Raw genomic sequence first — 16,670 nt, 5'->3', positions numbered from 1 at the left:
AGCGGGCAACTACCTCATCGAACGTTTCGCATCTCAACCTCGAGACTCTGACCTTCAATCGCGACAGGCGCATGTCGCCACTGGATGTTGTCGTCAACGTCGATAACAAGGCATTGCTCAGTTCCGCCAAATTCGGGACCCCTCATCCCCCTGCCGACCATCTGCTCGTACAGAATGCGACTCGCGGTTGGGCGAGCCACCACCACGCAACGAACCCTAGGCGCATCGAAACCGGTAGTCAGTACTCCGTAATTGCAGAGGACCGAGAGGTTGCCATCCCGAAACCGTTCGATCAGAGCTCGGCGCGTAGCAGGTCTTGTTGTACCAAGAACACATGCAGCGGTGCGACCGTGGCGCTGCAGCAGGCTGGCCATCGCCTGCGCATGCTGTGTCGAGCATGCGAATAGCAAGACCGGCCATCCTGGATCGAGCTCGAGGAGCCGCTCGAGGATGCGCCGGTTTCTACGGTGCTCCTCGCCCAATCTCGTCAGTACATCCGGATGTAGATCCTCGAAAGTCTCATAATACTTTTTGTACCTGGCCGTCGCCGATAGCTCAGTTCGTCTCGCTTCATAGTCCAAACTCTCATATCTCATCAACGCCAAAATGCCTTGTCCACGAAGCGTTTGCACGGGGTCTTGACCCAAGCTGGGAGCGTTAAGGATGCGGTTGTGGAAGCGACGGCGCAGTCTGGTCGTCTCGTCTTCATTTGCGCGACGCGGAGTTGCTGTCAGTCCAATCAGCGCCGCGTGTGATTGCTTGCTCCTCGGATTAATTCCCAACCGGTCCAGCACTGCACCGTAACTCGGCGCCAGCGCCCGGTGTGCTTCATCAATGACGACGACCCCCGTACGCTCGCCGATAATCTCGAGATCCTTGGACGACATCTCGCGGCCTTCATCCCTCGCAGCAGCGTGCAACTTCTGAATGCTGGCAACTACAACTCCGCACTCGAGTGGGACGGCATTCCGCTCGCCCCACAACCGGCCGATGGTCAGGGTCTTCCTGAAGGATGTGCTCCGATGGCCGAGATCGAACCAGACCTCTCGAAATGATTGAACGGCTTGCTCGCAGAGCTCTTCACTCTGCGCGATCCACAAAACAAGCGGGGGCTCAGATTCCTCCTGCCGCCAGGCCAAAAGTGCTTCCGCTGTCGTCCGTGTTTTCCCTGCTCCGGTAGGAAGGGTAAGGATCGCGCGATTGCTGGCCAATCGTCGGCTCACAACCTTGATCACCTGCTCGCAGAGTTCCTCCTGAAAGTCGCGTAGTGGCGGCAGCTTTACGCAGGGCTCGACGTCAACTGTGTCGGGCAGTGCCGCTTCACTCTTCGACCCCGCGTAGGCAGACGGAAGGCGAAGTGTACGAACAAAGTATGCTGCCCACGACTTACCTGGAATCCACTTCCGCCGGGCAACGGCGTCGACCTGAGACCGATGGCTTTGCGCGCCGCGGATCCCCGACTCGTAGCTGTGAAGCTGTTTCAGGCGGCCTACATCGCATGCATCAGCGACTATCCGCCTCAATTCACGATCACTAAGTAAGTCGGCACCTGCAAGCTCGACGAGTAGTGGAATCAGCTCATCGTCCGGGAGATGCAGCGTTTCGGGCGGATCGTCCTCCCACTCGGCCGCCGCTACAATCCACTCAATTGAGCGTCCTCGGCTGTCTCTCGAGAATCTTGCCAACGCCTCTCTCGCATCGCGCAGGGTCATACACCGGTCTAGAAATTTCACCATCCGTCTCTGGTCTATTCGACTCAGTTCGCCCGGGTAGGTGGCTGAGGCTATTTGCGCGCTGCTCATGACCCTTGACCACTGCGGAGTTGCGAATCAACCCAGGTGCCACAATCGAAAGAGTCAGGTAGGTCAACCAGTCGATCGATATCGCGCTCCCGTGCCCGCACATACGAAACTAAGAGTTTGAACACGAAACCCCCTGGGCGTTGGTACTCCCAGTATTGACAGATACGCGGCTATTTAGCCGCCGAACGGTCGAGTTCCATCAATCTGAACGACTCACCCACTCCCCACCCCGCCCTCGCCGACAGCAACCAGCAACATGAACGTCCGCTCCCCCTTGCCGGCCTTGGTCGTCAGCTCTATGGGGTAATACCCATCCCGCACGCCCTCCGCGACCTTGACCGTCACCGTCGACGTCCCAGCCCCGCCACCGTCGAACTTCCCCGACACCGGCTCCACGGAAATGCCTTCGGCAGGGGACTTTCCAGAGATCTCGTAGTCGTCAGGCCCGTCGAGCATCCGCTGGACGCTGACCGTCACATCGGTCTCCGCCCCGGCGTCCATCGTGAGGATGGAAGGCGACACATTCATCGTCACCGCCAGACTGCCCGTCCCGAATGACGGCGGCACCGAGTCTGCAGCAGTCCCCCACGACTTGTTCGGCTTCGAGGCCAACGAGAACGCCAGCTCGCCGCCGCCGGCGAGGAGCGACTCCGGAAGAAACGTCTTGTCCGTCGATTTGCCATCGACGTGCAACCCGGAGATGTACTGCATCCGGTGATGCCCGGACGCCCCAGGCGCCGACACACGAATGAATTTGCCGTCAGGCAAGGCGATCTCGACCTTGTCGAACAGCGGCGTGTTCACCGTCAGCACCGACGTCCCCGGCAGAAAGGGATACAGCCCCAACGACGCCCATACGAACCACGCCGACATCGCGCCCAGGTCGTCGTTGCCGGGCTCACCATTCGGCGTCGGGCTGAACAGCTCGCTGCGAATCCGGTCGACCAAAGCTTGTGTCTTCCAAGGCTGCCCGAGGTGGTTGTACAGCCACGGCACTGAGAAGTTCGGCTCGTTGCCAGCCCACAGATACGGGTCCACCGGACCAACGTTCAACTGCGAAGTGAACTTGTCGAGGCGCTCGGACACCGCGTCGCGACCACCCAACGCCGTCACCAGGCCGGCGACGTTCTGCGGCACGTACCAGACGTACTGCTCGGCGTTGCCCTCGTCGAATCCGACCTGGCTGAAGCAGCCTTTGCCGGGCGGCACCACGGCCGGGCCCTCGGGAAAAAAGCCCAAAGAATTGCGGGGCTGGATCGAATGCGTCGTCGGATTGAACAGGTTCTGCCAATACTGCGCCCGATCCTGAAAATCTCGTGCTGTATCCGAATCACCGAGTGCAGAAGCGAATTGAGAGATCGCGAAGTCGTCGACCGACCACTCCAGCGAGATCGACGCCGCCGGGAATGACCCGTGACAGGACGACGACGGTAAAGGCAGATAGCCCCGACGAAGGTACGTGCCGATGGCTGGCCGCTCCACGTAGCCGTTGCGCCCGACCCCACCCTCGGTCGCGGCGTCGAGCATGAAGTGCAGTGCCCGCTGAGTGTCAAAGTCCCTGGCGCCGAACGCATAGAAGTTCGCGATCAGCGGCACCACGCTGTCGCCGGTCATCTCCGCGGTCGCGGTGTTGGCCAGAGCCCACCGAGGAAACGATCCGCTCTGCTCGGCGTCGTTGACCAGCGACTGCGCCATGTCGCTGGCCTCGCGCGGGAACACCATCGCCTGCAGCGCCGCCACGCCACGGTAGGTATCCCAGTCGGAGTAGTTGGCGTACTGGGTATGCCCGGGCGCCACATTGTGGATCTCGCGGTCGAAGCCGATGTAACGACCGTCAGCGTCGTTAAAAGTGTTGGGATTCAACAGCGAATGGTAGAGCGCGGAGTAGAAGGTGACGATGTCGTCTTCGGAGTAGCCGGCCACCCTGATCCGCGCCAACGCGTCATTCCACTGATGAGACGCGGCAGCCCGGATGTCGTCGAAACCCGCGGCCGCCTCGTCGAGATTCTTCTGCGCACCGTCAATGTCCACGTAGGACAACGCCGTTCGCACTTCGAGGTCCGAGCCGGCGGGAAACTCGACGTATCCCCCGCTGGACCCCTGGTAGCTCGAGTAGGCGCTGCGACCGTTGGGGAAGACCGAATACCCGTCCCAGGTCCCGAATGCCGTGAACGGCTGATTGAACTTCATCACGAAGTACACGGTGTAGACGTTGTTCTTACCGCAGAACCCCCCGCTGGTGGCCGACCCGGTGATCGTCGTGTGGTCGTCGCTGATTTTGATGTTCGCGGCCGACGTACCGCCCAGCGATCCGCCGGGCCGCACGAAGAACCGCGCCGCGCGATCATTCGGATAGTGAAAGCGCCCAACGCCGGTGCGGTTAGTGGCGGTGAGCTCCGCCGTCACACCCGCTGACGGCAACCGCACCGTGTAATAGCCGGGCACACCGCGCTCGTCACGGTTATGCGCGATCTCCTCCGAGGCGTTCCACGGCTCGTCGCCAACCTCGCCCGTCGTTGGCATCATCGAGATGTCCCCGAACGCCGGGCACCCCACCGAGGCGTGCGTCATGCTGAACCCGGTCGAGCGCCCGTTGGAGTGGCTGTACCCCGCGTAGTTGCCGACGGTGTCCGGCGAGTACTGCACCATCCCGAACGGCACCGACGGACCGGGGAAGTTGTTGATCTCGCCAACGGTCTTGCCGCCGTTGCCGGTGCCGATCAGGGTGTCGACGTGCTCGACGGGGTCGGCCACCATCGGCGGCGGCTCGTAGGACGTGGGCGTAGCACTGACCAGCATCGCACTGACCAGCAGAGCAGCCGCGATGAACGCAACGGCACCCCGACGTGACCGCATAGCCGAATGATCCTCCTTCGCAGCCGTTTCCTGTGGGAGGCGAGTCGGCAGTTCAGGTGATCAAAAGCCAGGGCGTATGTCTGCCCGTACGGGCATACTGCTCTTCCGAGGGAGGGCACAGTGAGTACCGGGAGCACACGCGTCGGCAGCACGTTCGGCAAGTACACGCTGAATCGACTGCTGGGCAAAGGTGGCATGGGCGAGGTCTACGAGGCCTACGACACCGAGAAGCGCCGCAACGTCGCCCTCAAGATTCTTGCCGAGCAGTACGCGCAAGACGAACAGTTCCGCACCCGTTTCCAACGCGAATCCCATGCCGCCGCGATCCTGCAAGAGCCGCACGTGATTCCGATTCACGACTGGGGCGAGATCGACGGCAACCTCTACATCGATATGCGTCTGGTCAAGGGCCAGACGCTGAGTGACCTGCTCGCGAGCGGCCCGCTGGACCCGACGCGGGCCGTGTCGATCGTCGAGCAGGTCGCGGCAGCCCTGGACGCGGCGCACGCGGAACGCCTGATTCACCGTGACGTCAAACCCCAGAACATCATCGTCACACCCGGTGACTTCGCCTATCTGCTCGACTTCGGAATCGCCGAGGCACAAGGCGATTCGCGCCTCACTGTGGCCGGCTACCAGATCGGCACGTTCGACTACATGGCGCCCGAACGGTTCGGCGATCGGCCCACCACACCGGCCGCAGACGTCTACTCACTGGCGTGCGTGCTGCACGAGGCGCTGACCGGCAGGAAGCCGTACACCGCCACCAGCGTCGAGCAGGTCATGGGCGCGCACCTCACTGCGCCGGTTCCGAAGCCGAATACGATAAACCCTGCTGTGCCAATCGCTTTCGACGACGTGATCGCGCGCGGCATGTCGAAGGATCCGGATGACCGCTATGGCAGTGCGGGTGCACTAGGCCGCGGCGCCCGTCGTGCGCTGACCGCGCCCGCATCCATTGCCGCGCAACCCGATACGGTGCTTGGGCCCAGCTATCCTCCGCCTTTCAACCAGCAGCCCTACAGCGGACCGATGCCCTCACCGACTGGCCCGACCGCAGTGCCGTACGCGCCGCAGCGCTCGAAAGCATGGGTGCTGCCGACGGTCATCGCGGTGGCGGCCGCGTTGGTGCTGAGCGGCATCGGCGTCGTCATTGGCCTACTGGTCAACCAGCAGTCCAACAATGCGGCGCCGCCGGCCACGACGAACATCGCACCGCCGAGTTACTCCGCGCCCCCGTCGAGCACCGACGAGGCTCAGGCTCCGTCGTCGTCCACCACCACCGAAACGACGCCGACGGAAGATCCCGAAGGGGTCAGCGAACAACGGCTGCAGCAGATCGCCGCATCCGACCGCGGCTACGTCAGCGCTTATCTGGCCGACCGTTGGGTCCCGCAGATCAGCTCCAAACGGCCCGGAGTGGTCGACGAGGGCGTCACGTGGGACAACGTGCGGACTCTGCGCGAGCATCAGCAACTGCGCAGTAGGTATCCCGGCGTCCGGCTGTTGTGGTCGGGGGACTGGTCGACTTTTTCGGATTCCAACTTCTGGGTCACGATCGTCGGGCTCACCTACCCGACCTCCGCGGGCGCCCTGGCGTGGTGCCGGGGCAACGGCTTCGACGCAGATCACTGCGCCGCCAAGGTCGTGAGCACGTCAGCGCCGATCGAGGGCAGCACCGCCTACAACTGAGCGCCCGATCGGGCGGCGTGGCAGTATCCGGGTATGCGATCACCCATCAAACGGGCCGGCGTGCTGCTGGCCGTCTTGATGCTGATCACGTCGTGTGGCGGCAACGATGAGCCAGCCGCGCCATCGAAAACGGCTGGGGCGCCGGTGTTGTCGCAGTCCGAGGCGACCGACATCGGGACCGAGGCCTACGCGTATGCCTATCCGCTCGTCACGATGGAATACACCCGCCGCGAGTTCACCAACGTCCCCGCCGGCGAAGACACCCGGGCCCCGATGGGCCAGTTCGCCCGCCAGCGCGTCTACCCCAACGCGGCATTTCACGCCACCGCCGCGCCTAACGCCGACACGCTCTACACCCAGGCTTGGTTCGACGTGTCGAAGGAGCCGTGGATCGTCACCGTCCCCGACATGGGCGACCGCTACTTCCTGCTGCCGATGCTGGACGCCTGGACCAACGTGTTCGCCTCCCCTGGCACCCGCAACGGCGGCGGCAAACCGCGAACGTTCGCGATCACCGGCCCCGGCTGGCAGGGCTCGCTGCCGCCCGGCGTCCTGGAGTACAAGTCGCCGACGGCCTTGGTGTGGCTGCTGGGCCGCATCTACTGCTCGGGCACGCCGGAGGACTACGACGCCGTGCACAAGCTGCAGGACGGCATCACCGCCGTCCCGCTGTCGTCGTTCGGCAAGCCGTATCTGCCGCTGATTCCGCCGCTGACCGCATCGGTCGACATGACGACGTCGACGCGCCAGCAGGTGAATAGCCTTGGCGCGCCGGAGTTCTTCAAGCTGTTCGCCAAGCTGCTCAAGACCAACCCGCCCACCGCGGCGGACGCGCCGATGGTGACCAAACTGGCCCGGATCGGCATCGTCCCCGGCCAGGACTTCGACCCGGCGAAGCTGCCGCCGGACGCCGTCAAGGGCCTGGCGATGACGCCAAAGCTCGGGCAGGACAACATCTCTGGCTGGCGCGAGGACGGCGTCGTCGCCGGCGACTACGTCTACAAAAACGGCTGGGCCTACACGATCAAGGCCGGAACCTACGGCACCAACTACCGCCAGCGCGCGTTCGTCACCCAGGTCGGCGTCGGCGCAAACCTGCCCGAGGACGCCGTCTACCCCACCTCCGACGGCCCCGACCTCAAGCACAAGTACGACGGCGCAACGAAATACACCATGCACTTCGACAAGGGCCAGCTACCGCCGGCGCGGGGGTTCTGGTCGTTGACGATGTACAACGGCGACTACTACTTCGTCGACAACCCGCTGAACCGCTACACGCTGAGCCCGCGCGACAAGTTCATCGAAAACCCGGACGGCTCGATCGACCTCTACATCCAGGCCGACTCCCCCGGCCCCGACAAGGAAGCCAATTGGCTTCCCGCGCCGAAGGATCGGTTCTCACTGATGCTGCGGCTCTACTGGCCGGCCGACAAGAAGCCGTCGATCATGGACGGGACTTGGCACATCCCGCCGTTGAAGCCGGTGTTCTAAGTCTTTTGCGCGTAGACGAATTCGTTGCCGGGCACCAGATCGGCCACCGCGCTGTCGGCGGAGCGTCCGAAGCCGTCCATCAGCTCGGCCGCCGGAGTGACGGTCACGTCGTAACCGTGCCGTCCGAACCACTCGCCGACCCGCTCGCGGTCTTCGAAGTACCACAGCTCGTCGGTGCGCGGAACCTCGCGGTCCGGTTGGTATTTCGCCAACACATCGCGCACCTGATCCATCCGCGCGCGACGCTTGGCGCGTAGCTCCTCGTCATTGAACGTCGGCCCGAGCGCCTCGACGGCCACCCGACTGCCCGGAGCGGCGAGTTCGGTGATGCGCTCGAACAGCAACTCCTGCGCGGCGTTCGGCAGATACGGCATCAGCCCCTCGGCCGACCAGACGCTCGGCTGCGACGGGTCAAATCCCGCCTCCTGCAACGCCTTCGGCCAGTCGTGGCGGAGGTCGACGGCGACGGCGACGCGGTTGGCCGCGGGCTGTGCGCCGTGGTTGGTCAGCGTCGAGAGTTTGAAGTCGAGCACGCGGTCCTGGTCGAGCTCGTAGACCGTCACGCCGCCGGGCCACTCCAGCCGCCACGTCCGTGCGTCGAGACCGGCGGCGAGGATCACGGCCTGCGTGATGCCCGCGTTGGCCGCGTCCAGGAAGAAGGTGTCGAAGAACTTGGTCCGCGAGGCCATGTAGCCGACCATCGCCTCGCGCTGCAGCGGCAACTCGGGCACGGCCTCGATCACCTCGGCGGGAAGATCACCGTTGGCGTGCCAGTTCCACACGCCGTCGCCGGCGGCGTCGAGGAACACCCGCGCGAACGGGTCGTTGATCAGCGGGTCGGCGCTCTCGGTCTCCGCGGCGCGGGCCGATGCGACGCCCAGCGCGGTCGCACCGACGCTTTCGGTGATTTCCCAGGAGTCGTTGTCAGTTCTGACCATGCTTCGAACGTACGTGAGTCCGCTAGGTGCTTGCTGTGCGTCGAGGCGCGCGAGGCTTTCTGAGGGATGAACCTTTTTCGAAATCGAGACCACATGCGATATCACTGTCGAGTTATGAGCGACGACTACAGAGCGCGGCCGGTCTCCTACGACATCCGGTTGTGGGGGCACCGCGTCAAGAACGATGGATCGCTCGGCGAGCGCCACCTCGACTACGTGTGGGCCTGGGACTGATATCGCATGTGGTCACGATTCCAAACATGACCACATGGTCAGACTCTGATGCGCACGTGACAGCTGTGACTCAACGCGGCTTCTAAGCAGCCACAAAGGCCCCGCAATCCGGCTATCGGCAGTGGTCACCGGATATGTTGTCCGCGGAACGCTGACAGACCCACGCCGGAGGTTGCCTGGAGCATGCTCGTCGATGGTCGCGAAGTCCGGGTTTTCGGCAGCCTGCTGCAACCCCTGATTCGACGCACCAACGACATGCTGCGAGTCGCGCTGTCGGGCACGCTGCTGGCGGTCGTGATCACCAGTTCGCTGATCACCCGCACGCGCTGGGACGGCCTGGAGATGTCGATCTCGCGCATCGTCGGGGTGCTCACCCCCACCCAGTCCGACGTGGTCTACCTGGTCTACGGCCTCGCGGTGCTTGCACTGCCATTCATGATCCTGTTCGGCCTCATCCTCGCCCGGCAGTGGCGCCTGCTGATCCCCTACGCCGCCGCCGCGCTCATCTCCGTTCTCGCGCTGTCGATCACCGGCACCGGCCTCGCCGCCCCGCAATGGCACTTCGATCTCAACGATCGCCTGCGCACCGTGCTGTCGCAGTTTCTCGACGACCCACGCTGGATCGGCATGCTGGCCGCCGTCCTCACCGTCTCCGGCCCGTGGCTGCCGGCCCGCTGGCGGCACTGGTGGTGGGGGCTGCTGCTGGCCTTCATTCCGATCCACCTAGTAGTCAGCGCGATCGTCCCGGCCCGCTCGCTGCTGGGCATCGCGGTCGGCTGGTTCGTCGGCGGGCTGGTCGTCCTGTTCAGCGGCACTCCGGCGCTCGAGGTTCCGCTCGAAGACGCGGTGCGGTTGATGACCAAGCGCGGCTTCGTCGTCGAGGAGCTTCGGGTGGTCCGGCCGGCCGGTTCGGGACCACTGGTGTTATCGGCGGTCACCGCCGATCCCGAGGAGAATGCCGTCGTCGAGATGTACGGCCCACATCAACGCAGCGGCGGCGCACTACGACAGGCGTGGCGAATTTTACGGCTGCGCGAGAACGAGACCGCTCCCCTGCAGGCCTCAATGCGCCGTGCCGTCGAGCACCGCGCGCTGATGGCCATCGCGATCGGCGACCTGGGCATCGCCAACACCGCGACGATTGCCGTCGGCCTGCTCGACCGTGGCTGGACGATCTACGCGCACAAGCGCATTCGCGGCGGACCACTGAAGGAGTGCCACTCCTCGATACCGGCCTGCGAAGTATGGGAATCGCTGCGCAAGCTGCAGGACCATCAGATCGCCCATGGGGATCTGCGCGCCAAGGAGATCACCGTCAGCAACGGCGCGGTGTTCTTCGGCGGCTTCGGTAGCGCGGAATACGGCGCCACCGACAACCAGCTCCAAGCCGACATCGCTCAGTTGTTGGTGACGACGACCGCGCTGTATGGCGCCGACGAGGCCGTCTCCGCCGCGATCGAGGTGCTCGGCCGCGACACCGTGCTCAGCGCGTCGCGCCGCCTCACCAAAACCGCTGTGCCGAAACACATTCGCAACTCGGTCAACGACGCCAAGTCGGTGATCGCGCGTAGCCGCGCGGCGGTCATGCGTCAGACCGGCGCGGAAAAGATCCAGCCGGAGTCGGTCACGAGATTCAGTCGCAGCCAGCTCATTCAGCTGATCCTGCTGGGCGCGCTGGTCTACGTCGCCTACCCGTTCATCAGCACGGTCCCGACGTTCTTCAACGCGCTGGGCAAGGCGAACTGGTGGTGGGCACTGCTCGGCCTGGCGATTTCGGCGTCGACGTACGTGGGCGCCGCGGCCGCGCTGTGGGCCAGCGCCGACAAGTCGGTGAACTTTTGGCGACTATCAATTGCCCAGGTGGCCAACACCTTTGCCGCGACCACCACGCCCGCCGGCGTCGGCGGGCTGGCGCTGAGCACCCGCATCCTGCAGAAGAGCGGGCTCAGCACGACGCGCGCGACCACCGCGGTCGCGCTGCAGCAGTCGATGCAGGTGATCATGCACGTGCTGCTGCTGATCTTCTTCAGCACCGCGGCGGGCGCGGGCACCGACCTGTCGCACTTCGTGCCGAAGTCGACGATGGTCTATCTGATTGCCGGTGTGGCACTGGGCATTTTCGGCGTCTTCCTGCTGGTGCCCAACCTGCGGCGCTGGCTGTCGACATCCGTGACGCCCAAGCTCAAGGAGATCACCACCGATATCGTCGAGGTGGCCCGCGAGCCCCGGCGGATGGCGCTGATCATCCTGGGCTGCACCGGAACGACTCTCGGTGCGGCGTTGGCGTTGTGGGCCAGCGTCGAGGCGTTCGGCGGCTCCGTGTCGTTCGTGACGGTCACCGTGGTGACGATGGTCGGCGGCACGCTCGCCTCGGCCGCACCCACCCCCGGCGGCGTCGGCGCCGTCGAAGCAGCCCTGATCGGTGGTCTCGCCGCGTTCGGCGTTCCGGCCGCGGTCAGCGTGCCGTCAGTGCTGCTGTATCGCGTCCTGACCTGCTGGTTACCGGTTTTCATCGGCTGGCCGGTGATGCAGTGGTTGACCCGTAACGACATGGTCTAGCTCACACGATGGCGGGAATTTCCCGCCCGTCGGCTACGCTGATACCAACGTTGGCACCTCAAGACGCCAATACGTCGTGGACTGCTCCGACATTCCAATTCTCAGCTTTCTCGCGGCGATCGATTTTGCCCACCGGCAATCTCGCCACCTGTATTTTCTGATGCCCGAAAGGCACTGCACTACACATGACTTCACCATCCTTTGCTGAACTCGGCGTGCCCGAGCGACTGATCAGCAACCTGTCCGCGCGCGGAATCGCCGCGCCGTTCCCGATCCAGGTCAACACGCTGCCCGACACGTTGGCCGGCCGCGACGTGCTCGGCCGCGGCAAAACCGGCAGCGGTAAGACGCTGGCCTTCTCAATTCCGTTGGTAGCCCGGCTCGCAACGGCCAAACGCCGGCCCAAGCACCCGACCGGCCTGGTCCTCGCGCCAACCCGCGAACTCGCCACCCAGATCACTGCGACCCTGGAGCCGCTGGCCACCAGCTACGGCCTCAAGGTCACCACGATCTTCGGCGGCGTCTCGCAGGTCCGTCAGGAGTCCGCGCTCAACGCCGGCGTCGACATTGTCGTCGCCTGCCCGGGCCGCCTGGAAGACCTGATGCGCCAACGGCTCATCAGCCTCGACTCCGTCGACATCACCGTGCTCGACGAGGCCGACCACATGGCCGACCTCGGCTTCCTGCCGGGCGTCACCCGTATCCTGGCGGCGACCCCGCCGACCGGTCAGCGGCTGCTGTTCTCCGCCACTCTGGACAACGGCGTCGACAAGCTGGTCAAGCGCTTCCTGCGCAACCACGTCATGCACTCCGTCGACGAGGCCAACTCGCCGGTACCCGAGATGACCCACCATGTCTTCCACGTCGAAAGTGTCGGCGCGAAAACGGAATTGGTGCACCGCCTGGCGTCCGGCACCGGCCGGCGCATCCTGTTCATGCGCACCAAGCACCAAGCCCGCAAGCTGGCCCGCCAGCTCACCGAGGCCGGGGTGCCGTCAGTTGACCTGCACGGCAACCTTTCTCAGCCGGCCCGCGACCGCAACCTGGCCGCATTCGCGTCCGGCGAAGCCCGGGTCCTGGTCGCCACCGACATCGCCGCCCGCGGCGTGCACGTCGACGACGTGCAATTGGTCGTACACGTCGACCCGCCCGCCGAGCACAAGGCCTACCTGCACCGCTCCGGTCGCACCGCGCGGGCCGGCAGCTCCGGTGACGTCGTCACCGTCGTGCTACCCGACCAGCGTCGGGACACCAACGCGCTGATGAAGCGGGCCGGCATCTCGGCTCGTCCGCAGCAGGTCACCGCGGCGTCCGAGCCGGTCGTGCAACTGGTCGGCGAAATCGCGCCCTACCAGGCCCCCGCCCCCAAGCCCGCGACGGCACCGCCTAACCGCGCGCCGAAGCGTCGTCCGAACCGCGGCGGCGAGCGCGCCAAGGCGGCCGCCCGCAGCGGTCAGCGCAGCCGGAGGCCACGTCGCTCCGCCTAGAGCTGTTTCGATTGTTTCAATTAGATGCGGGCGCTGATAACCTGGAGTCATGTCCACCACCGTCGCCGAACAGGTTGCCGAGCGCGCCCGCATTGAACCCGGCTTCGCGGAAGTATTGGAAGCCGTTCTCAAGGCGCCGATCACACCGCAGGGCACCCTGGAGCGGGTCGCCGCCCACGGCCTGAACGAGGAACGCCGCAGCGCCCTGGTGCACGAGTTCGTCGAGGGCGCGCTGGCGACGCCGAAGGTGCAGCAGCGCTTGGCAATGCAGTCGCCGCAGGCCGTGCACCGGCTGCGCAGTCGGGGCAAGCTGCTGGGTTCGGCGGTCGGCAACCACACCTATTTCCCGGCGTGGCAATTCGACGCCGACCGGGTTCGGACCGACCTGCCGCGCATCCTCGAACTTCTCGCGACCTTCACCACCGACCCGTTGGCCGCCGACCGGATCATGCGGCTGAAACACGACGACCTCGGCGGCTCCTCGATCGCCGAGGCGCTGCGCCGCCCCAAGACCGCCGACGCCGCCTGGCGGATGCTCGCCAGCATCGGTGCCTGACCTTCCCGCCGGCTACCGGTCACCGCTGCCCGACGCCAGGCCGGTCGGCCTGCGGCGACGACGCATCGACGCCGGCACCGAACTCTGGAGGGTGGAGGCCGCGGCTCCCGAGGAATGGACGTGGGATGGATTCCCCAGCGCCCGCTACCGCTTCGATCCCGAGTCCGGCCTATTCCGAACTCGTTATGCCGCAACCGCTCTCGTCGGCGCCTTCCGCGAGCGGTACCGCCCGACCGGGCTGATGCTCCCCGCCGACCACGCCGAGCACCGGCTGGTCCGACTGGTCGCCGCCCGGCACCTGCGGGTGCTGGATCTACGCACCGAGGCCAACCTCGACGTCCTCGGCGTCGACGACCAGATCAGCACCGGCCAGCACGACGCCGTGTGGACCACCTGCCAGCGACTTGCCGACGCGGTCCGGCGGTGGTGGCCGGAGCTGGACGCCATCCTCTACCGGCCCCGCACCACACCGGAGACGTCGATCAACTACGCGTTCTTCGCCCTCGAGCCGTTCACCGTCGAGTCGTGGCCGCTGGCCGAGCGCACCGATGTGCTGACCGACCTCGTGCTACGGCACGGTTTCACGATGGGCTGGGCGCTACCGTGAAGCCATGAACCCTGCTGCGCACACCGTTCGGGGCCGGCGCAGGTGCTGCATGACGGCCGGTCCGCCGCGATGCGCGGCGAATTGATCACCGACACGGCGGTGGTCGGCGACCTCTATGCCCGCGGCGCGGAGTCCTACGGCAAGAAGGCGCAACGCGTGATGGGCATCGCGTTTCGTCGAGGCGGCAGAGGAATTGGGGTTGCGGGCCATTCGGTTCACTCTTGCGACGTGACGTGAGGAAGTGCCGTTGTGCCCGCCTCCGAGCGAAATTGGTCGGGCAGCGCGGGAAATTCGCTCAGAGGCGGGCAACTCGGGTTCCCCGACCTCCGTGTTACTCACGGGGCGGATGCGCCCTCTGCGGCGTAGGTCTGGGTCACGACGGGCTCCGGATCGCCGACGGCCCGCACGGCGTCGCTGACCGCAGCGACGCGATCGGCGGGCACCAACGCGATGACGCAGCCGCCAAACCCGCCGCCGGTCATCCGCGCCCCCAGCGCGCCGGCATCTTCTGCGGCGCGGGCGATCCGGTCGATGTGCGGCGTGGTGATCTCGAAGTCGTCGCGCATCGACGCATGCGAAGCGGCGAAGATCCGTCCGGCTTCGGCATAGTCCGAATCACGCAGCGCGGCAACGAAATCGAGCACCCGCTGATTCTCGCTGAGCACATGCCGGGCGCGCCGGGCGTCAACGGGATCAACCACGGCGTCGAGTGAAGTCGCCTCGCGCAACGAAGCCACGCCGAGGTCCGCCGCCGCACGTTCACAGGACAGCCGTCGCGCGGCGTACTCACCACCGACGTGGCCGTGCTTCTCTCGCGAGTCGATCAGCAGCAGTTCAACTCCCGACGCCGACGGGTCGAAGCCGACCGAAGACACGGTCAACTCCCGGAAGTCGATCAGCAGCGCCGTCGACGCCGCACCGAACAGCGACGAGATCTGGTCGAGCAGACCCGTTGGCGCACCGACATAGTCGTTCTCGGCGCGCTGGGCGATGCGCGCCTGGTCGAGACGGTCGATACCCGGACACAGCGCGCCCAGCACGGCGCATTCCAGCGCCGCCGACGACGACAGCCCCGACCCCATCGGCACCTCGCTGGACACCGACATCGTCCCCCCCGAGACCGCATGTCCGGCCGAGCGCAGCGCCCACACGACACCGGCAACATAGGCCGCCCAGCCGGTGACGTCACCGGGCGAAGTGGTCAAAGGTATGAGCACGGCATCGTCCGCGAGCGAGCTCGTCACGGTCAACGCCGAAACGGAGGACGGTTCGAAGACGACAGATGTCCTCTGCGGCAACGCAATCGGCAACGAAAAACCGAGGTTGTAGTCGGTGTGCTCGCCGATCAGGTTGACCCGGCCGGGCGCGGAACACCGAACGGTCACGCGAGGTCCCGCAACCGTGCAGCCACAGCCTCGGGTACCACGTCGGTGATGAACGCGTCCATCGCCGATTCGGACGCCGCCAGATACTTCAACGCCGTCGCGCTGCGCCGGATCGACATCAACTCGACGTGAAAGTAGCCGTCGCGCAACGCATCGGTGTCGTCGTACTGATGCAGCGCCGACATGTACGGCAGCGGCCCGTCGTACATCCGGTCGAACCGTCGCAGGATGTCGAGATAGATCGATGCGAAATCGTCCAACTCGGCCGAGGTGAGATCAATCAGGTTGTGCACGAACCGGTTCGGATAGATGTGCACCTCGACCGGCCAACGCGCGGCGAACGGCACGAACGCGGTGAACAACTCGGTGCGCGCCACGATCCGACTGCCGTCGGCGACCTCGGCGGCCAGCAGGTCGGCAAAGAGGTTGCCGCCAGGGTGATTACGCGCCTGCGCCATCATCGCCGCGGTGCGCGGCGGCAGAAACGAATAGCCGTAGATCTGGCCGTGCGGGTGGGCCAGCGTCACACCGATTTCCTCGCCGCGGTTCTCGAAACAGAACACCTGCTGCACGGCCGGCAACTCCAGCAGCGCCGCGGTCCGGTCGCGCCACGCGTCCACCACCAACCGCGCGTGCGGCAGCGGCAACGACGCGAACGACCCGTTGTGATCGCTGGAGAAGCAGATCACCTCGCACCGCCCGGCGCCCGGCGACGAAGCGAAGCCGTCCGGCACCGAAGCCGGTCCGCCGACGCCGGACAGCGACGGGAAGCGGTTCTCGAAGACGACAACGTCGTAGTCGGGCGCGGGCACCTCACTGGTCGAACCGGAGGGTCCGGGACACAGCGGACACTGGTCGGGCGGCGGCTTGTAGGTGCGGTCCTGACGGCGCGCTGCGATGATCACCCACTGCCCGGTGGCCCGGTCGAACCGCAACTGCGACTGACCGGGCTCGAACGGTGGCAATGGGCGGCGGTCGGCCACCGGCGCCGGGGTATGCCCCGGGAGTGAAAAGAACAACAGCTGGCGACCGTCGGCCAGCGTCACCTCCGTGCTCATCGCTT

General features: G+C 65.5%; 12 protein-coding genes. 7 read left to right on the top strand and 5 right to left on the bottom strand.

The genetic code is table 11. The features are described 5' to 3' along the window. Positions 1-14: 14 nt before the first annotated feature. The gene (locus PT015_RS21740) at positions 15-1,712 is read right to left on the bottom strand and encodes a DEAD/DEAH box helicase (RefSeq protein ID WP_285187147.1); all 1,698 of its coding nucleotides are present in this window, start codon (positions 1,710-1,712) and stop codon (positions 15-17) included. Between the two features lie 303 nt (positions 1,713-2,015). Next, positions 2,016-4,658: a GH92 family glycosyl hydrolase gene (locus PT015_RS21735; protein WP_285187146.1), complete on the bottom strand. Its 2,643-nt coding sequence runs from the start codon at positions 4,656-4,658 to the stop codon at positions 2,016-2,018. Positions 4,659-4,778: 120 nt separating this feature from the next. Between PT015_RS21735 and PT015_RS21730 the strand changes: the two genes are divergently transcribed. Together PT015_RS21730 and PT015_RS21725 are read left to right on the top strand one after the other, a co-directional pair. Continuing rightward, positions 4,779-6,350, top strand: a complete 1,572-nt coding sequence (locus tag PT015_RS21730; RefSeq protein ID WP_285187145.1) for a serine/threonine-protein kinase — start codon at positions 4,779-4,781, stop codon at positions 6,348-6,350. Between the two features lie 33 nt (positions 6,351-6,383). After that, entirely contained in the window at positions 6,384-7,841 is a 1,458-nt protein-coding gene (locus PT015_RS21725; protein WP_285187144.1) for a DUF1254 domain-containing protein, read from the top strand. Here PT015_RS21725 and PT015_RS21720 read toward each other — a convergent pair. Further along, on the bottom strand, positions 7,838-8,779 hold the full coding sequence (locus tag PT015_RS21720; protein ID WP_285187143.1) for a class I SAM-dependent methyltransferase: 942 nt from the start codon (positions 8,777-8,779) through the stop codon (positions 7,838-7,840). The genes PT015_RS21725 and PT015_RS21720 overlap by 4 nt on opposite strands. Positions 8,780-9,196: 417 nt before the next feature. Between PT015_RS21720 and PT015_RS21715 the strand changes: the two genes are divergently transcribed. From PT015_RS21715 to PT015_RS21695, 5 genes are all read left to right on the top strand, one after another. Continuing rightward, a complete protein-coding gene (locus PT015_RS21715) occupies positions 9,197-11,572 on the top strand; it encodes a lysylphosphatidylglycerol synthase transmembrane domain-containing protein (RefSeq protein WP_285187142.1) in 2,376 nt (791 codons plus the stop codon). Between the two features lie 185 nt (positions 11,573-11,757). Continuing rightward, on the top strand, positions 11,758-13,059 hold the full coding sequence (locus PT015_RS21710; RefSeq protein ID WP_285187141.1) for a DEAD/DEAH box helicase: 1,302 nt from the start codon (positions 11,758-11,760) through the stop codon (positions 13,057-13,059). A gap of 49 nt (positions 13,060-13,108) precedes the next feature. After that, the gene (locus tag PT015_RS21705) at positions 13,109-13,615 is read left to right on the top strand and encodes a hypothetical protein (RefSeq protein ID WP_285187140.1); all 507 of its coding nucleotides are present in this window, start codon (positions 13,109-13,111) and stop codon (positions 13,613-13,615) included. Further along, complete coding sequence (locus PT015_RS21700; protein ID WP_285187139.1) at positions 13,608-14,222, top strand: RES domain-containing protein; 615 nt, start codon at positions 13,608-13,610, stop codon at positions 14,220-14,222. Before PT015_RS21705 ends, PT015_RS21700 begins: the two co-directional genes overlap by 8 nt. A gap of 42 nt (positions 14,223-14,264) precedes the next feature. Continuing rightward, positions 14,265-14,459 carry a hypothetical protein gene (locus PT015_RS21695; RefSeq protein WP_285187138.1) on the top strand — a complete coding sequence of 65 codons (195 nt, stop codon included), beginning with the start codon at positions 14,265-14,267 and terminating at the stop codon, positions 14,457-14,459. Between the two features lie 98 nt (positions 14,460-14,557). On the opposite strand, the gene PT015_RS21690 is transcribed toward PT015_RS21695, so the two are convergent. Both PT015_RS21690 and galT read right to left on the bottom strand, forming a co-directional pair. Next, on the bottom strand, positions 14,558-15,607 hold the full coding sequence (locus tag PT015_RS21690) for a galactokinase (protein WP_285187137.1): 1,050 nt from the start codon (positions 15,605-15,607) through the stop codon (positions 14,558-14,560). After that, complete coding sequence (gene galT, locus PT015_RS21685; protein WP_285187136.1) at positions 15,604-16,665, bottom strand: galactose-1-phosphate uridylyltransferase; 1,062 nt, start codon at positions 16,663-16,665, stop codon at positions 15,604-15,606. The genes PT015_RS21690 and galT overlap by 4 nt, the downstream gene beginning before the upstream one ends. Positions 16,666-16,670 lie beyond the last annotated feature (5 nt).

Source organism: Candidatus Mycobacterium wuenschmannii, assembly GCF_030252325.1.
GTDB classification, from domain to species: Bacteria; Actinomycetota; Actinomycetes; order Mycobacteriales; family Mycobacteriaceae; genus Mycobacterium; species Mycobacterium wuenschmannii.
Note: the sequence above shows the minus strand (reverse complement) of the source record. Positions and strands in the feature narration are given on the sequence as shown.

Coding starts and splice junctions, on each gene's coding strand:
- PT015_RS21740 (WP_285187147.1), bottom strand. CDS start 1,712: ATGACCCTGCGCGATGCGAGAGAGGCGTTGGCAAGATTCTCGAGAGAC.
- PT015_RS21735 (WP_285187146.1), bottom strand. CDS start 4,658: ATGCGGTCACGTCGGGGTGCCGTTGCGTTCATCGCGGCTGCTCTGCTG.
- PT015_RS21725 (WP_285187144.1), top strand. CDS start 6,384: ATGCGATCACCCATCAAACGGGCCGGCGTGCTGCTGGCCGTCTTGATG.
- PT015_RS21720 (WP_285187143.1), bottom strand. CDS start 8,779: ATGGTCAGAACTGACAACGACTCCTGGGAAATCACCGAAAGCGTCGGT.
- PT015_RS21715 (WP_285187142.1), top strand. CDS start 9,197: ATGCTCGTCGATGGTCGCGAAGTCCGGGTTTTCGGCAGCCTGCTGCAA.
- PT015_RS21710 (WP_285187141.1), top strand. CDS start 11,758: ATGACTTCACCATCCTTTGCTGAACTCGGCGTGCCCGAGCGACTGATC.
- PT015_RS21705 (WP_285187140.1), top strand. CDS start 13,109: ATGTCCACCACCGTCGCCGAACAGGTTGCCGAGCGCGCCCGCATTGAA.
- galT (WP_285187136.1), bottom strand. CDS start 16,665: ATGAGCACGGAGGTGACGCTGGCCGACGGTCGCCAGCTGTTGTTCTTT.